General features: G+C 63.8%; 23 protein-coding genes. 14 read left to right on the plus strand and 9 right to left on the minus strand.

Going from position 1 to position 24,055, the window contains the following annotated elements; genetic code table 11:
* Nucleotides 1-66 precede the first annotated feature (66 nt).
* Entirely contained in the window at nucleotides 67-1,662 is a 1,596-nt protein-coding gene (locus tag BSY17_RS14440) for an isocitrate lyase (RefSeq protein ID WP_069066016.1), read from the plus strand.
* 374 nt (nucleotides 1,663-2,036) lie between these two features.
* Here BSY17_RS14440 and BSY17_RS14445 read toward each other — a convergent pair whose 3' ends face one another.
* Nucleotides 2,037-3,848 carry a DUF885 domain-containing protein gene (locus tag BSY17_RS14445; RefSeq protein ID WP_069066994.1) on the minus strand — a complete coding sequence of 604 codons (1,812 nt, stop codon included), beginning with the start codon at nucleotides 3,846-3,848 and terminating at the stop codon, nucleotides 2,037-2,039.
* Between the two features lie 170 nt (nucleotides 3,849-4,018).
* Between BSY17_RS14445 and BSY17_RS14450 the strand changes: the two genes are divergently transcribed.
* The 8 genes from BSY17_RS14450 to BSY17_RS14485 all read left to right on the plus strand — a co-directional run bounded on the left by BSY17_RS14450 (nucleotide 4,019) and on the right by BSY17_RS14485 (nucleotide 10,071).
* Nucleotides 4,019-4,705, plus strand: coding sequence for a glutathione S-transferase family protein (locus BSY17_RS14450; RefSeq protein ID WP_069066017.1), 687 nt, complete (start codon nucleotides 4,019-4,021; stop codon nucleotides 4,703-4,705).
* A 150-nt stretch (nucleotides 4,706-4,855) separates the two neighbouring features.
* Nucleotides 4,856-6,307, plus strand: a complete 1,452-nt coding sequence (gene leuC / locus BSY17_RS14455) for a 3-isopropylmalate dehydratase large subunit (protein ID WP_069066018.1) — start codon at nucleotides 4,856-4,858, stop codon at nucleotides 6,305-6,307.
* Nucleotides 6,308-6,416: 109 nt separating this feature from the next.
* Entirely contained in the window at nucleotides 6,417-7,010 is a 594-nt protein-coding gene (gene leuD, locus BSY17_RS14460) for a 3-isopropylmalate dehydratase small subunit (RefSeq protein WP_069066019.1), read from the plus strand.
* A gap of 56 nt (nucleotides 7,011-7,066) precedes the next feature.
* Nucleotides 7,067-7,390, plus strand: a complete 324-nt coding sequence (locus tag BSY17_RS14465) for a DUF1476 domain-containing protein (RefSeq protein WP_037475734.1) — start codon at nucleotides 7,067-7,069, stop codon at nucleotides 7,388-7,390.
* Nucleotides 7,391-7,400: 10 nt separating this feature from the next.
* Nucleotides 7,401-7,634 (plus strand): BolA/IbaG family iron-sulfur metabolism protein, encoded by a 234-nt coding sequence (locus BSY17_RS14470; RefSeq protein WP_037475732.1) that lies wholly within the window; start codon nucleotides 7,401-7,403, stop codon nucleotides 7,632-7,634.
* A 60-nt stretch (nucleotides 7,635-7,694) separates the two neighbouring features.
* Nucleotides 7,695-8,027, plus strand: coding sequence for a Grx4 family monothiol glutaredoxin (gene grxD / locus BSY17_RS14475; protein ID WP_069066020.1), 333 nt, complete (start codon nucleotides 7,695-7,697; stop codon nucleotides 8,025-8,027).
* 164 nt (nucleotides 8,028-8,191) lie between these two features.
* Nucleotides 8,192-8,560: a BlaI/MecI/CopY family transcriptional regulator gene (locus BSY17_RS14480; RefSeq protein WP_069066995.1), complete on the plus strand. Its 369-nt coding sequence runs from the start codon at nucleotides 8,192-8,194 to the stop codon at nucleotides 8,558-8,560.
* Complete coding sequence (locus tag BSY17_RS14485) at nucleotides 8,557-10,071, plus strand: M56 family metallopeptidase (RefSeq protein WP_069066021.1); 1,515 nt, start codon at nucleotides 8,557-8,559, stop codon at nucleotides 10,069-10,071. Before BSY17_RS14480 ends, BSY17_RS14485 begins: the two co-directional genes overlap by 4 nt.
* A gap of 10 nt (nucleotides 10,072-10,081) precedes the next feature.
* Here the strand turns inward: BSY17_RS14485 and rsmA are convergent, their stop codons facing one another.
* The 4 genes from rsmA to BSY17_RS14505 all read right to left on the minus strand — a co-directional run bounded on the left by rsmA (nucleotide 10,082) and on the right by BSY17_RS14505 (nucleotide 15,646).
* A complete protein-coding gene (gene rsmA / locus BSY17_RS14490) occupies nucleotides 10,082-10,918 on the minus strand; it encodes a 16S rRNA (adenine(1518)-N(6)/adenine(1519)-N(6))-dimethyltransferase RsmA (protein WP_069066022.1) in 837 nt (278 codons plus the stop codon).
* A complete protein-coding gene (pdxA, locus tag BSY17_RS14495) occupies nucleotides 10,911-11,918 on the minus strand; it encodes a 4-hydroxythreonine-4-phosphate dehydrogenase PdxA (RefSeq protein ID WP_150125800.1) in 1,008 nt (335 codons plus the stop codon). Before pdxA ends, rsmA begins: the two co-directional genes overlap by 8 nt.
* Nucleotides 11,911-13,296 carry a peptidylprolyl isomerase gene (locus BSY17_RS14500; RefSeq protein ID WP_069066024.1) on the minus strand — a complete coding sequence of 462 codons (1,386 nt, stop codon included), beginning with the start codon at nucleotides 13,294-13,296 and terminating at the stop codon, nucleotides 11,911-11,913. The genes pdxA and BSY17_RS14500 overlap by 8 nt, the downstream gene beginning before the upstream one ends.
* An 85-nt stretch (nucleotides 13,297-13,381) precedes the next feature.
* On the minus strand, nucleotides 13,382-15,646 hold the full coding sequence (locus BSY17_RS14505; protein ID WP_069066025.1) for an LPS-assembly protein LptD: 2,265 nt from the start codon (nucleotides 15,644-15,646) through the stop codon (nucleotides 13,382-13,384).
* A gap of 194 nt (nucleotides 15,647-15,840) precedes the next feature.
* Here BSY17_RS14505 and BSY17_RS14510 point away from each other — a divergent pair, with 194 nt between their 5' ends.
* The 3 genes from BSY17_RS14510 (at nucleotide 15,841) to ndk (ending at nucleotide 18,385) form a co-directional block, all read left to right on the plus strand.
* Nucleotides 15,841-17,286 (plus strand): leucyl aminopeptidase, encoded by a 1,446-nt coding sequence (locus BSY17_RS14510; protein WP_069066026.1) that lies wholly within the window; start codon nucleotides 15,841-15,843, stop codon nucleotides 17,284-17,286.
* A 147-nt stretch (nucleotides 17,287-17,433) separates the two neighbouring features.
* A complete protein-coding gene (locus tag BSY17_RS14515) occupies nucleotides 17,434-17,871 on the plus strand; it encodes a DNA polymerase III subunit chi (protein WP_069066027.1) in 438 nt (145 codons plus the stop codon).
* A gap of 91 nt (nucleotides 17,872-17,962) precedes the next feature.
* Entirely contained in the window at nucleotides 17,963-18,385 is a 423-nt protein-coding gene (gene ndk, locus BSY17_RS14520; protein ID WP_037475709.1) for a nucleoside-diphosphate kinase, read from the plus strand.
* Between the two features lie 70 nt (nucleotides 18,386-18,455).
* Here the strand turns inward: ndk and BSY17_RS14525 are convergent, their stop codons facing one another.
* The 4 genes from BSY17_RS14525 to BSY17_RS14540 form a co-directional block, all read right to left on the minus strand.
* A complete protein-coding gene (locus BSY17_RS14525) occupies nucleotides 18,456-19,100 on the minus strand; it encodes a hypothetical protein (RefSeq protein ID WP_069066028.1) in 645 nt (214 codons plus the stop codon).
* A gap of 4 nt (nucleotides 19,101-19,104) precedes the next feature.
* Nucleotides 19,105-19,779 (minus strand): glutathione S-transferase family protein, encoded by a 675-nt coding sequence (locus BSY17_RS14530; protein WP_037475703.1) that lies wholly within the window; start codon nucleotides 19,777-19,779, stop codon nucleotides 19,105-19,107.
* Between the two features lie 358 nt (nucleotides 19,780-20,137).
* Nucleotides 20,138-21,067 carry an electron transfer flavoprotein subunit alpha/FixB family protein gene (locus tag BSY17_RS14535; protein WP_069066029.1) on the minus strand — a complete coding sequence of 310 codons (930 nt, stop codon included), beginning with the start codon at nucleotides 21,065-21,067 and terminating at the stop codon, nucleotides 20,138-20,140.
* Complete coding sequence (locus tag BSY17_RS14540; protein WP_069066030.1) at nucleotides 21,064-21,813, minus strand: electron transfer flavoprotein subunit beta/FixA family protein; 750 nt, start codon at nucleotides 21,811-21,813, stop codon at nucleotides 21,064-21,066. Before BSY17_RS14540 ends, BSY17_RS14535 begins: the two co-directional genes overlap by 4 nt.
* Nucleotides 21,814-21,943: 130 nt before the next feature.
* On the opposite strand from BSY17_RS14540, the gene BSY17_RS14545 reads away from it, so the two are divergent.
* Both BSY17_RS14545 and BSY17_RS14550 read left to right on the plus strand, forming a co-directional pair.
* A complete protein-coding gene (locus BSY17_RS14545; RefSeq protein ID WP_069066031.1) occupies nucleotides 21,944-22,678 on the plus strand; it encodes a FadR/GntR family transcriptional regulator in 735 nt (244 codons plus the stop codon).
* A gap of 69 nt (nucleotides 22,679-22,747) precedes the next feature.
* Nucleotides 22,748-23,935, plus strand: a complete 1,188-nt coding sequence (locus tag BSY17_RS14550) for a CaiB/BaiF CoA transferase family protein (protein WP_069066032.1) — start codon at nucleotides 22,748-22,750, stop codon at nucleotides 23,933-23,935.
* Nucleotides 23,936-24,055: the final 120 nt, after the last annotated feature.

Below are 24,055 nucleotides of genomic sequence, written 5' to 3' on the forward strand. Positions count from 1 at the left end.
TGCCGCGCCGTGTGGGCGGGGGGTAGGGGCTGTACATCAAGCCCATAGCTCACGAGGGAACGGCCCATGTCCTACCAGGAAAATATCGCAAAGGCGCAGGCGCTGATCGGCAGCCATCCCGGCACATGGGACGGCATCAATGCGGAATCGGTTGCGCGGATGCAATTGCAGAACCGCTTCAACACGGGTCTCGACATCGCCAAATATACCGCGGGCATCATGCGCCGCGACATGGCGGCCTATGACGCGGACCCGGCCGAATACACCCAGTCGCTGGGCTGCTGGCACGGCTTTATCGGCCAGCAGAAGATGATCGCGATCAAGAAGCATTTCGGCACGACCAAGCGCAAATATCTCTATCTGTCGGGCTGGATGGTCGCCGCGCTGCGCAGCGACTTCGGCCCGTTGCCCGACCAGTCGATGCATGAGAAGACCAGCGTTCCGGCGCTGATCGAAGAGCTTTACACCTTTCTGAAGCAGGCCGACGCCCGCGAATTGGGCATGTGGTTCCGCGATCTCGACGCGGCGCGCGCTGACGGTGACGAGGTCAAGGCGCAGAAGGCGCAGCATGCGATCGACAATTTCGAAACCCATGTCGTCCCGATCATCGCCGACATTGATGCGGGCTTCGGCAATGCGGAAGCGACCTATCTGCTCGCCAAAAAGATGATCGAGGCGGGGGCGTGCGCGCTCCAGATCGAGAATCAGGTGTCGGACGAAAAGCAGTGCGGGCATCAGGACGGCAAGGTCACGGTGCCGCATGAAGACTTCCTCGCGAAGGTTCGGGCGTGCCGCTATGCGTTTCTGGAACTCGGCGTCGATGATGGCATCATCGTCACGCGGACGGACTCGCTGGGCGCTGGGCTGACCAAGCAGATCGCGGTCAGCAACGAGCCGGGCGATATCGGCGACCTATATAACAGCTTCCTCGATTGCGAAGAGATCGACCCGGCGACGGCGAAGAATGGCGATGTCATCCTGAACCGCGACGGCAAGCTGCTGCGCCCCAAGCGGTTGCCGAGCAACCTGTTCCAGTTCCGCGAGGGCACTGGCGCGGATCGCTGCGTGCTGGACTGCATCACGTCGTTACAAAATGGCGCGGACCTGCTGTGGATCGAGACCGAGAAGCCGCATATCGAGCAGATCGCATCGATGGTCGATCGCATCCGTGAGGTCATCCCCAATGCCAAGCTGGTTTATAATAATTCGCCCAGCTTCAACTGGACGCTGAATTTCCGCCAGCAGGTCTATGATGCGTGGGAAGCGGCGGGCAAGGATGTCGGCGACTATGACCGGGCGCGCCTGATGAGCGTCGATTATGATGCCACCGATCTGGGTCGGGAAGCCGACGACCGCATCCGCACCTTCCAGAAGGATGCGGCGGCGCGGGCGGGGATTTTCCATCACCTCATCACCTTGCCGACCTATCATACGGCGGCGCTCAGCACCGATAATCTCGCGAAGGAGTATTTCGGTGAGGCCGGGATGCTGGGCTATGTCGAGGGCGTCCAGCGCAAGGAAATCCGCCAGGGTATCGCCTGCGTGAAGCATCAGAATATGTCGGGCAGCGACATTGGCGATGATCATAAGGAGTATTTCGCGGGTGAAGCGGCGCTGAAGGCCGGTGGCGCGCACAATACGATGAATCAATTTGCAGCATAAATGCTGCGGAGGAATCAGTTTGCGGCCTGACACTCTTTCGCGTGATTGCGGCAAGGGTGGGGCTTTATCTCCGGCGCTCCGTTGGGGTGCGATGTCGGGAGATCGGTCCCCGCCTGCGCGAGGATGACGGCCGCTTTAAGGGCCAGCTCGCGGGGAATTCGACACTCCCTTCGCGGGTTTGGGTGGAAGGACTGGACGGCCCGGCGGGAAACTGCCGGGCCGTTTTTTCCTATTTTAATTCCACCGCGCCGTTCGTCCTGAGTAGCTCCTGAGCGAAGTCGAAGGGGCGTATCGAAGGGGGCTGAAGATGCTTCGATACGGGTCTTCGACAAGCTCAGCCCCTACTCAGCACGAACGGCCTATGGGTATAGTGGTTATGCGATCCCCGCCCGCTGCCGGACAGTCTGCTTCAATATGTCGAGCGGCATGGCGCCCAGCGTCAGCACATCATGGAAAGCCTTGATGTCGAAGGCGTCGCCCTGCTTCTTCTGCACTTCGCCGCGCAGGTCGTTCCAGACGGTGTGGCCGATCTTGTAGCTGCACGCCTGACCCGGCCAGACGGTATAGCGGTCGATTTCGCCCTGGCTGCGACCGCGGGCGATGCCGGTGGTGGCGATCAGATAATCGGTCGCCTTTTCGCGGCTCCACCGTTTGACGTGCATGCCGGAGTCGACGACGAGGCGGGTGGCGCGGAAGAGGAGCGACTGGAGATAGCCGACCTGACCCAGCGGATCGCCGTCATACATGCCCATCTCGTCGGCCAGTTGTTCGGAATAGAGCGCCCAGCCTTCGCTATAGCCGCTATAGCCGCCGCGTCGGCGGATCATCGGGATGGCGTCGGATTCCAGCGCGACCGACACTTGGAGATGATGCCCCGGCACGGCTTCATGATGGGTCAGGGTCGCAAGGCCGAATTTGGGCCGGTCGAACGTGTCGCGCAGGTTGATATAATAGATGGCCGGGCGCGAACCGTCGAGCGAGGCGTTCTGATAATAGCCGCCCGGTGCGCCCGCCTGAATGGTGACCGGCACGCGGCGGACCTCGACCGGGGCCTTGGGTACGGTGTTGAAGGCTTCGCCGAGTCGCTTTTGCATGGCGATGATCTGGACATTGAGTTGGGCGAGCAGCGCTTCGCGGCCGGGATCGGTGTTGGGGAAGAGCTGGTCGGGGCGCTTGTTCAGTGCGACGAGGCGATCGCCGACCGTCCCCTGGCTCATCCCTTCGCCTTTCAGGATCGTGTCGATCCGGGCGCTGATCTGCGCGACCTGATCAAGGCCGATCTGGTGGATTTCATCGCCGGTGAGCGCGGTGGTGGTGGCCGCTTCGGCAGCGGCGGCGTAGAAGGCCTCGCCTTCGGGCAGACGCCACACGCCTGCGTCATGGGTCGCCTTGGCGCGGAGATTTTGCACCAAAGCGCGCTGGCGGTCGAGTGCGGGGAAGATCTTATCGGTGACGATCTTTTCGGCCTGCGCGGCGCGTTCGGGTGGCAGGCCGGCGGCGGCGAGTTTCTTCACGAAGGAGGCGACGAGGACGGTTTGCGCGGCGGGCTGATCGCGCAGCGACGCCTGCATCTTGAGCGTCGTGTCGAGAATATAGTCGGGCGCGAACACGCCCTTGGCCGCATCCTCCTTCTGCCGGGCCAGTTCGCCGTCCATGGCAGCCGGGAAGGCTTCGAGGCGGGCGAGATAGGCGTCGGCGTCGGCCGCGTTGGCAACGCGATGCTGCGAATCGAGGAAGTCGGGGATTTCGCGATAGCTGCCGGTCAATTGGCTCAGCACATAGGGGGCATAGCGACCCGCTGTCTCGCCATAGCCAAAGCGTTCGCCGCCGACTGTGCGGTCGAGTTGATAGGCGACGACGTCATAGTCGAGTTTCGACGCGTCGCTGAGGGATTTGCGGTCGATGGTCGCGAGTTGCCTGGCCTGGGCCTTGCTGCGGGCGAGGTCGCGGGCGACCCCGGCGGCGGAGGTGTCGCTGAGCTTGCCGCGCAGGGCGGCGCGCTCGCCGGTGTCGAGGCCAAGGCGGGTCGCCTGTTCGGGCGAGTCGGCGAGCCGTTCGTAGAAGAAGCCGTCGAGCATGGCGCGCAGCCGGGCGTCGGCGGAGCCAGCTTGGGCGAAGGTGGGGGCGGCTGTGGCGGCGGTCAGCGCGGTGGCGCCGCTGGTGGCGAGAAATTGGCGTCGGTTCACGACTATGGGCTCCACAAATCGGGGAAGGGCGGCGAGGGGCGTCGCCCGCGATACCCCCTTGTGCCGCGATCCCAAGGGCTTGGCTAGGGGCAGTCCGGTGCAAAGCCACTGGCGCTATACGCTGCGATGTCGATGGGATATGCGACAGCCGCCTCCAAGGGAGACTTGCCATGGCCTACACGCTGATCACCGCGAACCGCAATTATAGCAGCTGGTCGCTGCGCCCCTGGGTGCTGATGACCGCGTTGGGCATCCCGTTCATCGACCGGATCGCGCCGTTTTTGCAGCCGACCAACTATGCCGCCTTCCGCAGTTTTTCGCCCACGGGGCAGGTGCCTGCGCTGATCGATGGCGAGCGGACGGTGTGGGATTCGCTGGGGATCATCCTCTATCTCGCCGATCGCCATGCCGAAGTGTGGCCGCGCGATGAGGCGGCGCGGGCCTGGGCGCAGTGCGCGGCGGCGGAGATGCATAGCGGCTTTGCGACGTTGCGGAACGATTGCACGATGAATATCGGCGTGCGGGTGGAGCCGCATCTGCCCTCGCCTGCGCTCAACAAGGATATCGCCCGGCTGACCGAGCTTTGGGCGGAGGGCCTTGCGCGCTTTGGCGGGCCGTTTCTGGCGGGGGATGCCTTTACCGCTGTCGATGCCTTTTACGCGCCGGTCGCCTATCGGGTGCGGACCTATGGGCTGGATGTCGGCCCGGCGGGACAGGCCTGGGTCGAGCATATGCTGGCGCTGCCCGCGATGCGCGCGTGGGAGGACGCGGCGCTGGCCGAAACCTGGCGCGAGGATAGCCATGAGGCGGAGATCGGCGCGGCCGGGCGCATCGTGGCGGACTATCGCGCCTCATAAAATCCTCCCCTGCCCCGCCGGGGGAGGATGAATTATGCCTGTCCACCGCCCCAATCGTAACATTCTTGCCCGCCAGATAGATAAAAGGGCATATTGCGGCGCGCTTCCCCCTTTTCCCCCTGCCATTCCGGGTCTAGGGGGGGAGCCACTATGGTTAAACCCCGCACCCTCTATGAGAAGATCTGGGACGCGCATGTCGTGGAGCGTCGCCCGGATGGCACTTGCCTCATCTATATCGACCGGCATCTCGTCCATGAAGTGACGAGCCCGCAGGCGTTTGAGGGGCTTCGTCTTGCCGGGCGCAAGGTGCGGCGGCCCGATCTGACGCTGGCAGTGCCGGATCATAATCTGCCCACGACCCCGCGTCGCGACGCCGATGGCAAGCGTATTCCGATTGCCGATCCGCAGAGCGCGCAGCAGTTGGAAGCGCTGGAACGCAATGCGCCGGAATTTGGTGTCCGCCTGATCGGCGACGCCGATGTCGAGCAGGGCATCGTCCATGTGGTGGGACCGGAGCAGGGCTTCACCCTGCCGGGCACGACGCTGGTGTGCGGCGACAGCCATACCAGTTCGCACGGCGCGCTCGGTGCGCTGGCCTTCGGGATTGGCACGTCGGAGGTCGAGCATGTGCTGGCGACCCAGACCTTGCTGCTCAAGCAATCGAAGACGATGGCGGTCGTGGTCGATGGCGAACTGGGCTTTGGTGTTACGCCCAAGGATGTCGCGCTGGCGATTTGCGGGCGGATCGGCACCGCGGGCGGCACCGGCTATGTCATGGAATATCGCGGGTCCGTGTTCCGCGACATGTCGATCGAAGGGCGGCTGACCGTCGCCAACATGTCGATCGAGGCGGGCGCGCGGTCGGGCCTGTTTGCGCCGGACGAAACGACCTTTGCCTATCTGAAAGGGCGTCCGATGGCGCCCAAGGGTGCGGATTGGGACGCGGCGGTGGCCTGGTGGCGCACGCTCGTCACCGATGAGGGCGCTGTCTTCGATAAGGTGGTGGTGATCGACGCGTCCGATATCGTGCCGACCGTGACTTGGGGCACCAGCCCTGAAGATGTGGTCGCGGTGACCGGCGTGGTGCCCGACCCCGACAGTTTCGAGGATGCGTCCAAGCGGGCCGCTGCGCAAAGGTCGCTCGATTATATGGGGCTGACCGCCGGGCAGCGGCTGGCCGACGTGGCGGTGGAGCATATCTTCATCGGCAGTTGCACCAACAGCCGGATCGAGGATTTGCGCGCGGCCGCCGCGTTGCTGGACGGTCGCCGGATCGCCAGCGGCATCAAGCATGCCATGGTCGTGCCGGGGTCGGGCCTCGTCAAGCGACAGGCGGAGGCCGAAGGGCTGGACCGCATTTTCGTGGCGGCCGGGTTCGAATGGCGCGAGCCGGGTTGTTCGGCGTGTCTGGGCATGAACCCGGACAAGGTGCCTGCGGGCGAGCGCTGCGCATCGACCAGCAACCGCAATTTCATGGGGCGTCAGGGACCGGGTGCGCGCACGCATCTGGTCTCGCCTGCCATGGCGGCGGCGGCAGCGCTGACCGGGCGGCTGACCGACGTGCGTGAATTATTGAAAGACCAAGAGGGGATGACGTTGTGAAAAAGATATTCTGGCTGCTGACGCTGGGCGCGCTGGCGAGTGCCGCGATGGCCGCCACGCTCGGCCGGGCCGAAGATCTGACCGCAGCGGAAGCCAAGCAGGCGCGCTGATGGAGAAGCTGACGACCGTCGAGGGGAAGGCCTATCCGTTCGGGATGAAGAATGTCGATACCGACATCGTCATCCCCTCGCACTGGCTCAAGACCATTTCGCGCACCGGCCTTGGCAAGGGCGCGTTCGAGGTGTTGCGCAAGGAACCGGGCAATGTCTTCGACGATCCGGCCTATGCGGGCAGCCCGATCCTTATCGCGGGCGACAATTTCGGTTGCGGGTCGAGCCGCGAACATGCTGCCTGGGCGCTGGGTGACCTGGGCATCAAGGTGGTGATCGCGCCGAGCTTTTCCGACATCTTCTCCAGCAATGCGTTCAAGAATGGCATATTGACCGTGGTGCTGCCGCAGGCTGCGATCGACCGGCTGATGGAGGTTGCGCGCACCGACGAGATCCATGTCGATCTGGAGCAGCAGACGGTCACGACGCAGTTTCAGGACCGTTTCGCGTTTGAGATCGATCCTTTCCGCAAACATTGCCTGCTGGGTGGTCTGGATGAGATCGGCCTGACGCTGGGCGATGCAGACGGGATTGCTGTCTATGAAAAGAGCGTTGCGCAGGATCGCCCCTGGATGATCCCTGCCGTTGCGTAATCGCGCGCTTCTGCCTATCTGATTTTCGATATCCGCTTTGAACAGGGCTTTTGGGCATGACGACTTTCGACGATCGCGAACGGGCATTCGAAAATATGTTCGCGCATGACCAGGAAATGCAGTTCCGCATCCAGGCACGCCGCAACCGTCTGCTAGGCGAATGGGCCGCTGCGAAGATGGGCCTGACGCCTGAAGAGACCGACGCCTATGCCAAGGCCGTCGTACAGGCCGATTTCGAGGAAGCGGGCGACGAGGATGTGATCCGCAAGCTGGTGGGTGATATGACCTCGGCCGGGATCGAGATTGACGAGCCGGGTGTGCGCGCCGCGCTGGAAGAGCAGGCGGTCGTCGCGCGCCGCATGTTCATCGAAGCGCAGTAAGGCCGCCGCGATGCCGATGGCCGCCGACGAAATTGCCGACATGATCCGCGCCGCCATTCCCGACGCGCAGGTCGAGATTACCGACCTGGCGGGGGACGGCGACCATTATGCCGCGCGCGTGGTGGCGGAAAGTTTCCGGGGGATGAGCCGGGTGGCGCAGCAACGCGCCGTCTATGCTTCGCTCGACGGGCGGATGGGGGGCGTACTGCATGCCTTGCAACTGACCACGGCGGTTCCCAACTAAGATCGCATGGATAGTATGCGTCGGGCTATCGCGACGCCAGACAGGAATGGACTTTCGATCATGACCGACGCCGTGCATCAGCGGATCGCCGAACTTGTGGGTGCCCATGACGTGGTGCTTTTCATGAAGGGCACGCCGCTCTTTCCGCAATGTGGCTTTTCGAGCCGCGCCATTGCGATCCTGGAGCATCTGGGCGTGGCCTATGACACGGTCGATGTGCTACAGGATCAGGCCGTACGGCAGGGGATCAAGGCTTTTTCCGATTGGCCGACCATTCCCCAGCTTTATGTGAAGGGCGAATTTGTCGGCGGCAGCGACATCATGATGGAAATGTATGAAGCGGGCGAACTGCACCAGCTGATGACCGATCAGGGCGTCGCCGCCGCGAGTTGATCGCGACGGATACAGCGAAATTGGAGGGGGCGGTCCGGTTCGGGCCGCCTTTTTTTGTGGCTGAGGGGATTGGCCGCCGCTTCTTCGCTTTTCTCCGTTGACTACGCATGTAATCAATGCGATTACAGATGTAGTTGAACGGGAGGCGCAGGCGCGTGGCGGACATAGGCGACAAGATCAGCGAAGCCGAACTGGTGGTGATGGAGGCGCTGTGGGAACAGTCGCCGCAGACCGCGACCGATGTTGCCGATCGCGTCGCGGCTGCGCGCGACTGGAGCGTCCAGACGGTCAAGACGTTGCTGTCGCGGCTGATGGCCAAGGATATCATTGCCGCCGACCAGGATGGTCGCCGCTTTCTCTATCGGCCGATGGTGGCGCGCGACGACTATGTCGCGGGCGAGTCCGGGCGGCTGGTCAATCGCCTGTTTGGCGGTCGCATTTCGCCGCTGGTTGCGCAGCTGGCGAGCCAGGATCAGTTGACGGCGGAGGATATCGCCGAGCTGGAGGATATCCTCAAGGGGCTGAAATCATGAGCGTCTGGATCGTCGAAACGCTGATCGCCACCAGCTTGCTGATGGCGCTGGTGATGCTGTTGCGCCGCCCGGTCGCGCGCTGGCTGGGGGCGGGGGCGGCCTATAGCCTCTGGGTCTTGCCGTTGCTGCGCATGGTGTTGCCGGTGCTGCCGCAGGAGGTGGCGGCGCCTTCGCCGCTGCATATCGCGGTCGACCAGTCGGGTCTGCCCGGATTGCTGGCGCTTTCAAATAACCCGCAAGCGGCATCGGCGTCGGGCTTTCCTTGGCTGGAGGCCGGGATCGCGCTCTGGTTCATCGGGTTGCTGGCGTTTCTGCTGTTCCAGGCGGTGGGCTATATCCGCTTCCGTCGCCATATGCTCGATGGCTCCGTATTGCTTGGACAGGAAGGGCGCATCCGCACGATCGCCAGCCCGCAGGCGCCGGGGCCGCTGGCCTTTGGCGTGCTGCGGCCGATGATCGTTCTGCCGGTCGATTTCGCGCAGCGCTATGACGATCTGGAGCAGGAAATGGCGGTCGCGCATGAGCGTGCGCATCATGAGCGCGGCGACCTGCTGGCCAATATGGTCGCGCTGCTGCTTCTGGGCGTCCATTGGTGCAACCCGATCGCCTGGATCGCCTATCGCGCCTATCGCGCCGACCAGGAAACCGCCTGCGATGCGCGTGTCCTGTCGCTCTATGGCCGCGACCAGGCCCATGCCTATGGCCGCGCCATCCTGAAAGCCGCAGGCGGGCGGCAATTCGTCGCCGCCTGTCATCTCAATCGCATTGCTACACTCAAGGGGAGGCTTGCCATGCTTTCGCACCATGAAATTTCGCTTCAGCGGATCAGCTGGGGCATGGCGGCTGTCGCCATCGTCACCGCCACCGGCCTCGCGCTCACCGCATCGGGCAGCCGCGCCGCGCAGCAGATGGCGGCGATCAGCGAGACCGTCGAATCCGCCGATCTCGCCCGGCTGGGCGATCTGGTCGCCCGGCCCGCCGCCGCCACCGTGCCGGAAGTGCCAGCCGCTGCCACCGTCCCCGACGTGCCGACCGCTGCGACCATCGCGGCCGAAACCACGCCGATGACGCCCGTGCCGCCAGAGCCGATCGTGCCCGCCGCCGACATGATCGCACCTGTGCCGCCAGTGGCCCCTGCGCCGCCGGTGACCTGGCGCGAGGAAAAGGCGCGTATCAGCGCAAGTCGTGCCAACCAGTGGGGACAGACCCCTGCCATCCCGACCGAGGCGGACATTGCCCGGATGGTGCCGGTGGTGGATGTCCGCAAGGGTTGCGATGGCGACCGGACGGTTAGCCAGCGCGAGACGGTGGACAGCAATGGCCGTCGTGCCATCCGTATCCGCATCTGCGAGGCACAGATCGAGGCGCAGGCGCTGCGATCGGCGCGCGCGGGGTTGATGAAGGCGCGGGCGAAGGTGGAACGGGCAACGCATATGTCCGATCGTATTCGCGCCGACGTACTCCGCGACCTGGACGAGGAAATCGCGCAGATCGACGGTCAGCGCAATTGATCGCGCACCGTCAGCGGCTGAGGAGGCGGGCTACGGCTACGAAATCCTCGACGCTGACGGTTTCGGCGCGGCGCTGCGGATCTATGCCGACTTCTGCCAGCGCGTCGAGCGCGCCGGGTAGGCCTTTGAGGCTCTGGCGCAGCATCTTGCGGCGTTGGCCGAAGGCGGCGGCGGTTAGGCGTTCCAGCATCTTGAGTTGAACACCGTCCGGCGCGGGTTTCGCGGTGATATGCACGACCGCCGACATGACCTTGGGGGGCGGGGTAAAGGCGCTGCGGTGCACCTTCATCGCGATCCGCGCCTCGCTGCGCCACTGCGACAGGATGGCAAGGCGGCCATAATGGTCGGTGCCGGGCTGGGCGACGATGCGTTCGGCCACTTCCATCTGGAACATGAGCGTCAAGCTAGACCACCAGGGCAGCGGCTCCCACGCCGCGGACAACCAGCCGACGAGCAGGGGCGTGCCGACATTATAGGGCAGGTTGGCGATGATATGCGCGCCCTCGCCAGCCTCGGCGCGGGCATCCACTTCCATGGCGTCGCCGGACAGGACACGCAACTGGCCGGGAAAGGCCTCCTCCAGTTCGGCAAGCGCAGGCAGGCAGCGATGGTCGCGCTCGACCGCGACGAGCCGTGCCCCGGCACGCAGGATGGCGCGGGTCAGGCCGCCGGGGCCGGGGCCGACCTCGAAGGCGGGCTGGCCATCCAGCGGGCCGGGAATGGCGGCGATCCGGTCGAGCAATTGTTCGTCGAGCAGGAAATTCTGACCCAGAGCCTTGCTGGCGGCGAGGCCATGGCGCGCGATCACGTCGCGCAGGGGCGGCAATGCCGGACGGGTTTCAACCATAAGCGATGCGCGCGCGCGCGGCGGCTTCGGCCATGCGGATCGCGGCGATCATCGCGCCCGGATTGGCGCTGTCGGTCCCGGCGATACCGAAGGCTGTGCCATGGTCGGGCGAGGTGCGGACGATCGGCAGGCCGAGCGTGATGTTGACGCCATCGTCGAAATTCAGCGTCTTGATCGGGATCAGCGCCTGATCATGATACATGCACAGCGCCACGTCATAGGTTTCGCGCGCGCGGGCGTGGAACATGCCGTCGGCCGCCAGGGGGCCGACAATGTCCATACCCTCGGCGCGCAACTGTTCGATCGCAGGCCGGATGATCTCGATCTCTTCACGGCCCAACGCGCCATTTTCTCCGGCATGGGGGTTAAGCCCAGCGACCGCGAGGCGCGGGCGGGCGATGCCGAAATTCTTCTGCATCCCCTTGGCCGTGGTGATGGCGCGGGCGCGGATCAGATCGATGGTGAGCGCGGCTGCCACATCGGCCAGCGCGATATGGATGGTGATCGGCACGACCTTGAGCGATGGTCCGGCCAGCATCATCACCGCATTATGGGCAGAAACGCCGCAGCGTTCGGCGACGAATTCGGTCTGGCCCGGATGAGTGAAGCCGACGCCATAAAGCTGTTCCTTGCCGACCGGCGCGGTAACGATGCCTGCGGCCGAACCGGAACGGGCGAGGCCGACCGCGACTTCGAGCGCCTGAAACGCAATGCGCGCGCCATCGACGCTGGGCGACCCCGGCACGATCTCACCCGCCTTGGCGATTTCGAGGCAGGGGAGGCCGGTCGCGAAGGTCGCCGTCGCTTCTTCCGGCGCGCTGATCGGGATGATCGGGCCGAGCCACACCGCGCGCAACGCGGCGGGATCACCCACCGCGAAGAAGGGAGCAAGGCCGCGTGCCTCACGCATGACCCAGCTTTTGGCGACGATCTCCGGCCCTATCCCGGCCGGATCGCCCAGCGGCACCGCGAAGGGTGCTAAAGAGACGGCCTCAATTATATTCGATCACCGCATCGCGACGCAGATCGCGCAGATAGATGCGCGCACGCCGGTTGACCCGTTCTTCTTCCAGTTGCGCCTGGATCTGTTCGGCATTGGGCGCATTGGCCGATGCCGGATCGTCGCGACCGCAGACGATCAGCACGCGCACGCCTTCGGTAATGGAGCCGAAGGGCGGCGTGGCTTCGCCGACCTGCAGGTTCAGCAAAATGTCCTGCAACTGAGGTGGAAGATCGCGGATCTTCACATTGTCATTGTCGACCACGTCGGCCCCGATCCGCGCACCGACTTCGTTCGCCTGGCCGCAGCCTTTGATCTCCTTGATCGCGGCGGCGAAGCTGGCGGCCTTTGTGCTGGCCTGTTCCTTGGTCGTTCCCTTGGGGAAGAGGACCGAAAGCTGCTTCAAGCTAAGCAGCGAATCGCGCGGATCGGCGGTCAGCACCTTGCGCTTGTCCATGACATAGAGCAGCGACACGCCGCCGACGGTTTCGATCGGGCCAGCGATCTGTCCGACCTGCATTTCGGCCGCTGCCTGCGCCAGTTCGGGGGGCAGCTGGGCGGGGCGAACCCAGCCGAGGTCGCCACCGACCGCCGCCGTCGAGGCTTCGGAAAATTGACGGGCATAGGCGGGGAAACTGCCGCCCTGCTGAATCTGCTGAATGATGTTGCGCGCATTGGCAATGATCTGCGCCCGATTTTCCGGCGTTGCCGACAGATAGATTTCGCCGATCCGATATTCGTCGCTGCCCTTGGCCGCGTTCAGCCGGTCGATGACCGATTGCACTTCGTCTTCCGACACGTTGACGAAGGGCTGGACATTGCGACGGAGCAGGCGGCTCCACGCGAGTTCGCCCTCGATCTGGCGCTTGATGCTGGCCGACGAACTGCCCTGCGTGCGCAGATAGGCGTCGAACTGGGTAGGCGACTGGCGGAAATTCGCCGCGACCCGCTCATAGCTTTGCTGGATTTCGGCGGGGTCGACCTTGATGTCGTTGGCGGCGGCTTCCTGGATCTGGAGCGTTTCGTCGATCAGGTTGCGCAGCACCTGCAGGCGCAACCGCTCCTTTTCTTCCGCTTCGACCTTGCCGCCATTGGCAGTGATGATCAGCGCGAGCCGCTGGTCGATGTCGGTGCCGGTCAGGATGCGGCCGTTGATGATCGCCGTTGCCTTGCGGACATTGGGGTCGCTCTTGCCAAAGACGGTAACTTCCTTCGGCAGATTGAGTTGCTGGTTCGCGACTTCGCCGCCGTCATCGACGGTCTGTGCGACGACGCCCTGAACCCCCATGCTGAACAGCGCGCTGGAGGCGAGCGCGGTGCGCAGGCCGGAGCGCAGGGAATGGCGGATGCGGTAAGGCAGGGGAACCAGGGGCAGCATCGTCGGCAAAAATCTCCAATACGGTCCTGCGCCAATGCGCGGGGCCGCCTTAACCAGTCCTGACGGGACGCGGGAAGGCTGATCCTTATATGCCAATATTGCGGAAAGCTAGCCGTAGCTGGAAGCCATTGCCCTTTCGCGCGTCGCCATTGGCCACATAATCGCGGCGCCAGGTGAGGCCAAGCGTCAGGCAATCATCCTCATAAGCGACGCCCAGCCGGTGGCGTACCGGCTCATAGCCGTCCGCCGCGCTCAACGGATCTTCCTTGGCATCGGTCAGGTCGATGACGGTCGATCCGAAGACCGACCAGAAGCGCGCAAACTGCACGCGGCCGCCCAGCCGCACTTCTTCGCGGTCCTGCAGATCCTCCAACGTGTCGTCGGCATCGCGGTTGAGGCGCAGATAGCCGACCATGACATAAGTGCTTTTGCTGCCGACCGTCGCATCGACTTCGTTGCGGCGGACCGCCAGATTGTCCTTGTCCGCCCGGAAGCGGTGGGTGAGGCTGATGAAATCCTTGTAGCGTGCGGTCACCCGGCCGACGATGTCGGATGTGCGACCCGACAGGCCGGTGCCGTCGGGCAGGATATTTTCCCTGCTGTCCAGACGATAGCTTTGCCCGACGATGCTCTGGAGCGAGAAGTCGGGGAGATCCAGGCCATATTCCAGGCCATAGGTGATGCGGGTCGAATCCTCGAACCGATCATAACCGGCGAAGCGATTGAGCGCGAAGAGGTTGCTGTCTTCCAGATCGACGGCGCGGGCGTCTTCATTGGGCAGTGACAGATTGGCGAGACGTGGTGCAGCGACGATCTGGATGCGGGGCGCTATGCGCTGCACCCCGCCGAATGCTTCGCCCACGAAGGGCCAGCGCATATCGAAGGCCGCAGCGGCGATCCCGCGGCCCTGCCAGCCCGGACTGCCCGCATAGGTGTCGACGGTGGTCAGATCATTGTCGCTGCTATGATAGACGTCGCCGCGCAGATAGCCGGTGAAGGTCACTTCCTGGCCAAGCCCGGTCAAGGTGCGCAGATTCCATTCGGCGGCGGCGAAGGCGCGCTGCGTGTCCTGTCCATGGGTGCGGGTGATGGCCAATGTGTTCGCCTGCAATTGCAACACACCGCCCAGCAGCGGGTCTTTCAGCCGCAGCCGATAGTCGATCAGCGGCAGGGCGATCGGGGTCTGGCCCTGCGAATCGCCTGCGCGCAACGTTTGCACGGCCCAGCCGCGAATCGAGAAATAGCTGTTGTCGCCGATCCGTTGCGCGCCAAGGGTCGAACGGAGCCGGTCATCGCGGCTGATGTCGTAGCGGCGCAGGAAGGTGCGGTCGGACGCGAAGCGGATCGACCCGTCCAGGCTCCATTCCGGCGTCAACTGCATCGCCCCGGTGGCGTCGATATAGCCACGAATATCTTTTTGCGCGTCGACCGGGGTGGTGCCGATCGGGCTGTCGCCGGTCGCCACACGGCTGCCATAGGTGAGGAAGCCGGTGGCTTGATAGGCGCCGCGATCATAGAGATGGCGGTAGTTTGCCTCCAGCATGGGCAGCGCATTAGTATAGATATGCGGCGTGAGCGTCAGGTCGCGGTTGGGCGCGAGCTTGAAGAAATAGGGCAGCGCGACTTCGAAGCCGTTATTGCGGTCATAGCGCAGATTGGGCATCAAAAGACCACTGCCACCCGCTTCGCCGACCGGATGGGAGAGGCCCGGCAGCGGGATGAGCGGCAGGCCGAACAATTCGATATTGGCGTTAGTATAGCTGACCCGTTCGCGCCTCGGATCGTAGATGACCTTGACCGCATTGATCTGCCAGGTGGGTTCCTTGGGGCAGCCCTTGCTGTCTTCCACCGCGCAGCCGGTATAGGCGGCGCGGTTGAGCGTATAGACGCCGTTGACGCGCGTGCCCGTCGCCGATGCCAGCCGCCCGCCCGACTGCAGCACCAGCAGCATATTGTCGACCATGCCGTCCTTGAGCGTGTCGGTTACGTCGAACCGGTCGCCATAGGCGATATTGCCCTCCGCATCGGTGAGCGAGACATTGCCCAGCGCCTCGACCTTGCCGGTATCGCGGTCCCACACCACCTTGTCGGCGCGCAGGCGGTTGCCCTCGCGCAGCAACTGGACGTTGCCGCTGGCGGTGACGACTTCCTGATTGCTGTCATATTCGAGCGCGTCGGCGGCGAATCCGATCTGGTCGTCATTGGTGGGCACGGGCGCATCGGGCGCGCTGATGGGCGTTGGCGGCTCGTTGAGTTGCTGGGCCAAAGCCTGCGGGGCCAGCGCCAGCAGGGGCAAAGCGCTGCCCAGCAACAAAGCGGAACGAAACGGGAAAAGGGGCGTGACCAACAAAAAGAGCCTCAAAACGGGGGCGCATATCGTCCCGCCTATCGCATTGCTTCGCCCGCGCCGCAATCATGCGACCATGGTCTTTTGCGGTAAATCGGTCGAACGGCTTTGCCAGACACGGTTCGCCGCACTATCTGACGAATATCAGCGGGCCAGACGCCCCCAAAGCCGTCCCCATAGCCAGAAAAGGTCCATCCATGGATATCGCCTTCAGCCCGACCCGTCCCGACACCGACAGCCTGGCCTTTGCCGTTGCCAAGGGCGCGCTGTCCAGCCTGCCACTCGCCGCGTCCGCGACGCTGGTAGCGGGCGCCGCCGCGGCGCGCTTCACCGGTGAAGCCGGGTCCAGTTTCGAGAGCTTCGTGGAAGAAGGCGGTAAAATAGTGCGCGTCGTGCTGGTGGGCACCGGCAGCGGCAGCGACGCCGACATGGAGCGGGCGGGCGGCGCGCTGACGGCGAAGCTGCTGAGCAGCGGCGCGACTCATGTCGCGGTGGAGTTCGTCGGCGACGTGACGGGTGAGGGCGCGGCGCGGCTGGGTTTTGGCGCGCTGCTGCGCAGTTGGCGGATCGACACCTATCGCACCAAATTGGCCGAAAAGGCCAAGCCCACGCTGGAAACGGTGACGATCGTGGCGGCCGATGCAGGTGCGGCCTGGGATCGTTGGGCAGCGGTAGCGGCGGGTGTCGCCTTCACTCGCGAACTGGTGTCCGAACCCGCCAACATCCTCTACCCCGAAACTTTCGTGGAACGCTGCCGCCATCTCGCGGACTTGGGCATCAAGATCAGCGTGCTCGACCGCGCGGCGATGGAAGAATTGGGCATGGGGTCGCTGCTTGGCGTGGCGCAGGGGTCGGTGCGCGAGGCGCGGCTGCTGGCGATGGAATGGGACGGCACCGGCGGCACGTCGGACAAGCCGGTCGTGTTCGTCGGCAAGGGCGTAACCTTCGACACCGGCGGCATCTCGATCAAGCCGGCGGCCGGCATGGAAGACATGAAGTGGGACATGGGCGGCGCTGGCGCGGTCGCAGGCGCGATGAAGGCGCTGGCCGGGCGCAAGGCCAAGGCGCATGTCGTGGGCATTTGCGGCCTTGTCGAAAATATGCCCGATGGGAATGCGCAACGGCCCGGCGACATCGTCACCTCCATGTCGGGGCAGACGATCGAAGTGCTCAACACCGACGCCGAAGGGCGGCTGGTGCTGTGCGATGCGCTGACCTGGGCGCAGAAGACCTACTCGCCGGAGGTCGTCATCGATCTGGCGACGCTGACCGGCGCGATCCTGGTGTCGCTGGGCGATCAATATGCGGGCCTCTTCTCGAACGACGATGGCCTGTCCGATGACCTGATCGCGGCCGGCAAGGCAAGCGGCGACGAATTGTGGCGGTTCCCGCTGTCCGACGCCTATAACAAGCTGATCGACAGCCCGATCGCCGACATGAAGAATATCGGCGGGCGCTATGCCGGGTCGATCACCGCCGCGCAGTTCCTCAAGCGCTTCATCGACGATGGCGTCAAATGGGCGCATCTCGACATCGCCGGCATGGTATGGTCCGACAAGCCCGGCGCGACATGGGACAAGGGCGCGACCGGTTATGGCGTACGCCTGATCGACCAGTTGGTGGCGGATAAGTTCGAGCAGTAAGATGCCCCCACGCCCGTTCGGGCTGAGCTTGTCGAAGCCCTGTCCTTCTGCGCAAAGAAGAACAGCCCCCTTCGACTGCCTGCTAAGGCAGGCGCTCAGGACAGGCTTAGACAGGCTCAGGGCGAACGGGGTTAGGATTTTACGATCATGCAGGTCGATTTCTACCAGCTAAACCGCGATCCTGTCGAACAGGTGTTGCCCGCCATCGCGGCGCGCATCCTGGGGCTGGGCGCGCGGCTGCTGGTGGTGGCGGATACGGCCGATCGGCGGGAGCGTATATCGCAGGGGCTATGGGCCGGGCCGCCTGAAAGTTTCCTCGCCCATGGGCAGGCGGGCGAGGGGAATGAGGCGATACAGCCGATCCTGCTCGCCCCGACCTGCGACGCCCCCAATGGCGCGCGGCATGTCGCGCTGGCCGATGGCGTGTGGCGCGACGAGGCGCTGGAATTCGAGCGGGCCTTTTATTTTTTCGACGCCGATACGATCGATGGTGCGCGGGCAAGCTGGCGGACCCTGTCGAAGCGCGACGGCGTCGAGCCGCGCTTCTGGCGGCAGGAGGGCCGCAAATGGGTGCAGGGGCCATAGCGCGGCCTTTGGCTTCAAGCCTCTTGCAGCGCAGCACGGCCCCGTCTAAAGGCGCGGCCAGCATTTCCACCCATTCGGAGTATCGAGGGCCATGGCCGTCACGCGCACCTTTTCCATCATCAAGCCCGACGCGACCCGTCGCAACCTGACCGGCGCCGTCACCAAGATGCTGGAGGAAGCCGGCCTGCGCGTCGTCGCTTCCAAGCGCATCCGCATGAGCCGCGAACAGGCCGAAGGCTTTTACGGCGTCCACAAGGAACGCCCCTTCTTCGCCGATCTCGTCGCCTTCATGATTTCCGGCCCTGTCGTCGTTCAGGTTTTGGAAGGCGAGAATGCTGTGCAGCGTAACCGCGACATCATGGGCGCGACCAACCCCGCCAATGCCGATGCGGGCACGATCCGCAAGGAACTGGCCGAATCGATCGAAGCCAATTCGGTCCATGGTTCGGACAGCGAAGAAAATGCCGCGACCGAAATCGCCTATTTCTTCAAGCCCGAAGAAATCGTCGGCTAAAGCCCCGATCCTTTCGAGCGGAAAAAGCCCGGTCCTTCCACGAAGGGCCGGGCTTTTTCGTGGAGCCGCGTCAGTTGCGCGCGGTGACGACGGCCGCCCAGCGCGCATCGACGCGCGTGGCGGGGGACTGACCCATCTCGCGCGTGACGAGCGACAGGCCGCGCAGTGTCACGTCATGGCCCGACAACCAGCGACCCGATATGCCATAGCCGATATCATAGATGGCGCGATCTTCGCGCGCTTCGCCATTCACCACGAAGCGGGTGGTGATGAACACGGGCAGCTTTTCGTCGCCCACGCTATTGTCGGGCAGCTTGGCCTTGTCCCGCGCCCGCTTGAGCGCATTGTCGAACCAGCGTGCCTCGATCCGCGCTTCGCCCGTGGTGGATACGGCCGCAATATTCAGCGCGGTGGGGAAGAGGAAGGTCTGGCTCTGGACGATCTGGTCGGCAGCGGCCGGGGTCAATAGCAGCCGGTCGTCGCCATCGGCACGGGCGTTGAGTATCAGCTTCGCCGCGCGGACGGAGGCCTGACGGCTTGCGATCGCCTTTTCCGCGCGCTCGTCCTGCTTGTCCGACCAATTGAGATAGAGGGTCAACCCGGAGATACTGACCGCCAGCAGCGCCAGCATTTCGCCGAGCGTGATCCAGCGGCGGCGAATCGCGGCGGCTTCAGCGGCGCGTTGTTCGGTGGGGGTATCGGGCGTGTCCGTCATTGCCTCACGTCACCTGCGGCGGCACCTCGAACTTGTCGATTACCCAGTCCTCCGCCTGTGCCCCGCCGATCCATTCCTGCATCCAGGGATGGGCGATGATCGCCTGCATATAGGCCTGGGCAAAGCGGGCGACGGGCAGTTGATAGGTGATGAAGCGGGTGACGACGGGCGCGAACATCACGTCGACTGCGCTGAACGCGCCGAACAGAAATTCGCCCTCGCCACCATGGCGCGCACGGGCCTGCGCCCACAGCTGCATCATGCGGAAAATATCCTGCGCCACCGCCTCGGAAGGCGGCACGGCGTCGTAGATGCGGCGGATGTTCATGCTATGCTCGCGACGTAGCGCGGCAAAGCTGCTGTGCATTTCCGCCGCCATCGACCGGGCCATGGCGCGCGCGGCGGGATCGGTGGGCCAGAACAGGTCGCCGCTGGTCTTTTCATTGAGATATTCGATGATGGCGAGGCTGTCCCACACGACGATATCGTCGCCATCCCACAAGATCGGCACCTTGCCGGAGGAGGGCGCGAACTCGTCGCCCTCGCGCCGTTTCTCCCACGCCTCGTCATAGAGGGGGACCACGACTTCCTCAAAGGGCAGGCCTGACAGCTTGCACGCCAGCCAGCCGCGCAGCGACCAGCTCGAATAGGCCTTGTTACCGATAAACAGCTTCATCATGCCGCCCCTCTTAGCCGGGAGCGGCGCGGCAAGTCGAGCAGGAAGAAGGAGTTGGAGCCGAGCCGAAATCCAATCCACGATGTTTCTGTTTTTATTTTCAAATATGTAATGAAAATGAGATGGTTAATAAGGCCCCAGTTCGTTCTTGTTGGAATCGGGAATCACATTGGGTTCCCAATTGCTTACCGCAAGTCCAGGCACAAGGGAACGGACCATGAATGGAGCGAGGTAGCAGTGAATGCCCGGCGCTCATCGTCGCGCGACAGATCATCTTCTTTACGACAATGCAGCCGACGACAGACGTAAAAAGGACGCGGCATCTTTATCCCGCGCCCTTTCCTATGCGATGGCGTCGCGCTTACAGCTTATCGGTCAGTTCCGGCACGATCTTGAACAGATCACCCACGAGGCCGATGTCGGCTACTTGGAAGATCGGCGCATCCTCATCCTTGTTGATGGCGATGATGGTCTTGCTGTCCTTCATCCCCGCCAAATGCTGGATCGCCCCGGAAATGCCGACCGCAACATAGACTTCCGGCGCAACGATCTTGCCGGTCTGCCCGACCTGATAGTCGTTCGGCACATAGCCCGCATCGACCGCCGCCCGGCTGGCCCCGACTGCAGCGCCCAGTTTGTCGGCCAGCGGATAGATGACTTCCTCGAACGTCGGCCCATCCTTGAGCGCCCGACCCCCCGACACGATGATCTTGGCGCTGGTCAGTTCCGGCCGTTCCAGCTTGGCGATCTCCGCGCCGACAAAGGACGACAGCCCCTTGTCCCCGGTCGAAGCCACCGCTTCCACCGTACCCGAACCACCTTCGCGAGCCGCCTTCTCGAACGCCGTACCGCGAACGGTGATGACCTTCTTGGCGTCCTTGCTCTTGACCGTAGCAATCGCATTGCCCGCATAGATCGGCCGCGTGAACGTGTCCTCGCCCTCGACCGAAAGAATGTCGCTGATCTGCATCACGTCGAGCAAAGCCGCGACGCGCGGCGCGATATTCTTGCCGTTGCTGGTGGCAGGCGCGATGAAGGCGTCATGATGCCCCATCAGTTCGACAACCAGCGGCGCGATATTCTCGGCAAGCGCATGGCCATAGGCGGCATCGTCGGCAACATGCACCTTGCCCACGCCCGAAATCTGCGCAGCGGCGGCGGCAACGCCATCGACGCCTTCGCCAGCGACCAGCAGATGCACTTCGCCCAGCTTCGCAGCGGCAGTGATGGCGGAAAGCGTCGCGTCCTTGACCGCGCCGCCCTCATGTTCAACCCATACAAGCGTCTTCATGCGGCAACTCCCATGGCCTTGAGCTTGGCAACCAGTTCATCGACGTCGGCGACTTTGACGCCAGCGGTCCGCTTGGGTGGTTCGACCACCTTCAGCGTCTCCAGCCGTGCGCCGATATCCACGCCATAGTCAGCGGGTGTCTTCTGCGCGAGCGGCTTGGACTTGGCCTTCATGATGTTGGGCAGCGACGCATAGCGCGGCTCATTCAAGCGCAAGTCGGTGGTGATGATCGCCGGGGTCGACAGCTTCACCGTCTCCAGCCCGCCATCGACTTCGCGTGTCACCGACACGCTGTCGCCTTCGACCTCGACCTTCGACGCGAACGTGCCCTGCGGCAGGTTCAGCAGCGCCGCCAGCATCTGGCCGGTCTGGTTGCTGTCGTCGTCGATCGCCTGCTTGCCCAGGATGATCAGGCCAGCGCCTTCCTCTTCCTGCACCTTGGCGAGCAATTTCGCGACGGCCAGTGGTTCGACCTCTTCATCGGTCTGGATCAGGATCGCGCGGTCGGCACCCATGGCGAGCGATGTACGCAGCGTTTCCTGCGCCTTGGCAACGCCGATGGACACCGCAACTACTTCGGTCGCCACGCCCTTTTCCTTCAGGCGGATGGCTTCCTCGATCGCAATCTCGTCAAACGGGTTCATGCTCATCTTTACATTGGCAAGATCAACACCCGTCCCGTCCGCCTTCACGCGCGGCTTCACATTATAATCAATGACCCGCTTCACGGGCACAAGGATCTTCATGGCTCGCTCCATCTTTATAATGGTCCGACCATTAAAGAGTGATAGGCGTCTGTCAATCCTATTCGGTCCGGCCATTGCGCCTTTCTAGGCGTCCGTTATAGATTTGCGCATTCCTATCGGAGCGCACTCTATGGCATCGTCCCCGTCCCCCAAGCCCAGTTTCGCCCCTATCAAGACGCGGCGCGCGTTCGAGGTGATCTGTGAACAGATCCGCGAGCAACTGGCGTCGGGTACGCTCAAGGCGGGGGATAAGCTGCCCGCCGAACGGGAATTGGCGGTCGAATTTCAGGTCAGTCGCAGCGCGTTGCGGGAGGCGCTGCGCAGCCTGGAGGTCGCGGGAATCATCCGCAATGTGAAGGGCGCGAAGGGCGGGGCGTTTGTGCAAACGGCCGAGCCGGACCGGATCGTGCAGGCCATGCAGGATTATGTCCATCTGGGCGATATTTCGCTGGGCGAACTGACCGAGGCGCGGCTGGCATTGCAGGATATCATCGTCCGGCTGGCCTGCGCGCGCGCCACGGAAACTGATCTCGCTGAGTTGGAGGCGATTGCCGAGCGGACGAAGCGGGAAACCAGTGTGGAGGCGCGCTATGCCTGTGCGGTGGAATATTATGCGGTGCTGGCGCGGGCGACCAAGAATCGCATTTTCGGCATCTTCGTGGATTCGCTGTCGGCGATCCTGCACGAATTTGTACGCGGGCCGGACTATGAAACGTTGCAGCAATCGCTGATCGAATCCCGGTTCAAACTGGTGCGGCATTTGCGGGCGAAGAATGAGGAAGCGGCCGTCGCGGAAATGAGCAAGCATCTGGAGCGGGTGCATCGCCATGTCCGCAAGAACAGCAAGGCTGCCGCCAAGGGCTGATTGACCGCGCCATCGTCGTCGTGCAATAGGTAGGACCATTGAACATATGGCTCGACAGATGGGTGCGGCATGGCAGGTGAAGGCAAGACACAGATGGCGGGTGCGCTGGACGGCGTGCGGGTGCTGGACTTCACCAGCGTCATGGCCGGACCGTTCGCCACCCGGATGCTCGCCGACCTTGGTGCGGAGGTCATCAAGGTGGAATCGCTGGAGGGCGACCAGGTCCGTGCGCGGCCGCCCAAGCGGGATGGCCATAGCGCCTATTTCGGCAATCTGAACGCGGGCAAGCGGTCGATTGCCTGCAACCTCAAATCGCCGGAGATCATCGACCTTATCAAGCAACTGGTCGCCACGTGCGACGTGCTGGTGGAGAATTTCCGGCCCGGCGTCATGGCGCGCTTCGGCCTCGACTTTGCGACGCTAGCGGCGATCAATCCGCGACTCATCTATTGCTCTATCTCCGGCTATGGCCAGACCGGGCCGAAGGCGCTGTTCCCGGCCTATGCGCCGGTGATCCATGCGGCCAGCGGGTTCGACATGGTCAACCTACGCTATCAGGACGGGGCGGATCGGCCCGCGACCAGCGGCATTTTCATCGCTGACGTGCTGGGCGGCACCCATGCGTTCGGCGCGATCCAGGCCGCGCTCTATCAACGGGAGCGGACGGGGCAGGGGCAGCATATCGACCTATCCATGCTGGAAGCGATGGTCGGCATGCTCGTGTTCGAGACGCAGGAGGCGCAATTTCCGGGCGACGCGCGGCGGCCGCTCTATACGCCGCTCAAGACCAATGACGGTTTCATCATGGTCGCGCCGACCAGTCCGCGCAATTTCGAGCAATTGTCGGACGCCGTAGGTCATCCCGAATGGCGCGACGATCCGCGCTTCCTGACCAATGCGGATCGCAATGCCAATTGGGCGACGTTGCTGGCGCTGACCGAGCAATGGACACTGGAGCGCAGCGCGGCGGAGGCCGAGGCGATCCTGTCGCGTCATGGCGTGCCATGCGCCCGCTATCGCGAGATTGACGAGCTGCTGGACGATCCGCAACTGGCGGCGCGGGGTGCTTTTGCGCAGGTGCATGACGGCGCGGGCGCGTTCAGGGTGCCGAACCCGCCCTTCCGCATGAGCGGATCGCAGGTCGAGGCGCGGGACCATGTCGCGCAACTGGGCGAGGATGGCGCGGCAGTGCTGGCGGGGCTGGGCGTGAGCGCGGAGGCAGTGGCGGCGCTGCGGGAACGCGGCGATCTGGGCTGACACGAGCCACTGCAAAGGCTGCGAAGTTCACACCGTTGCAGGCCACGCATTTGCGTGGGTGCGGAAGGGTGGCGTGGATTTCGCAATACGAGAATTTTTGCGAAGTTTGCGCGCACGCCT

This window comes from Sphingobium sp. RAC03 (assembly GCF_001713415.1).
Classification (GTDB): Bacteria; Pseudomonadota; Alphaproteobacteria; order Sphingomonadales; family Sphingomonadaceae; genus Sphingobium.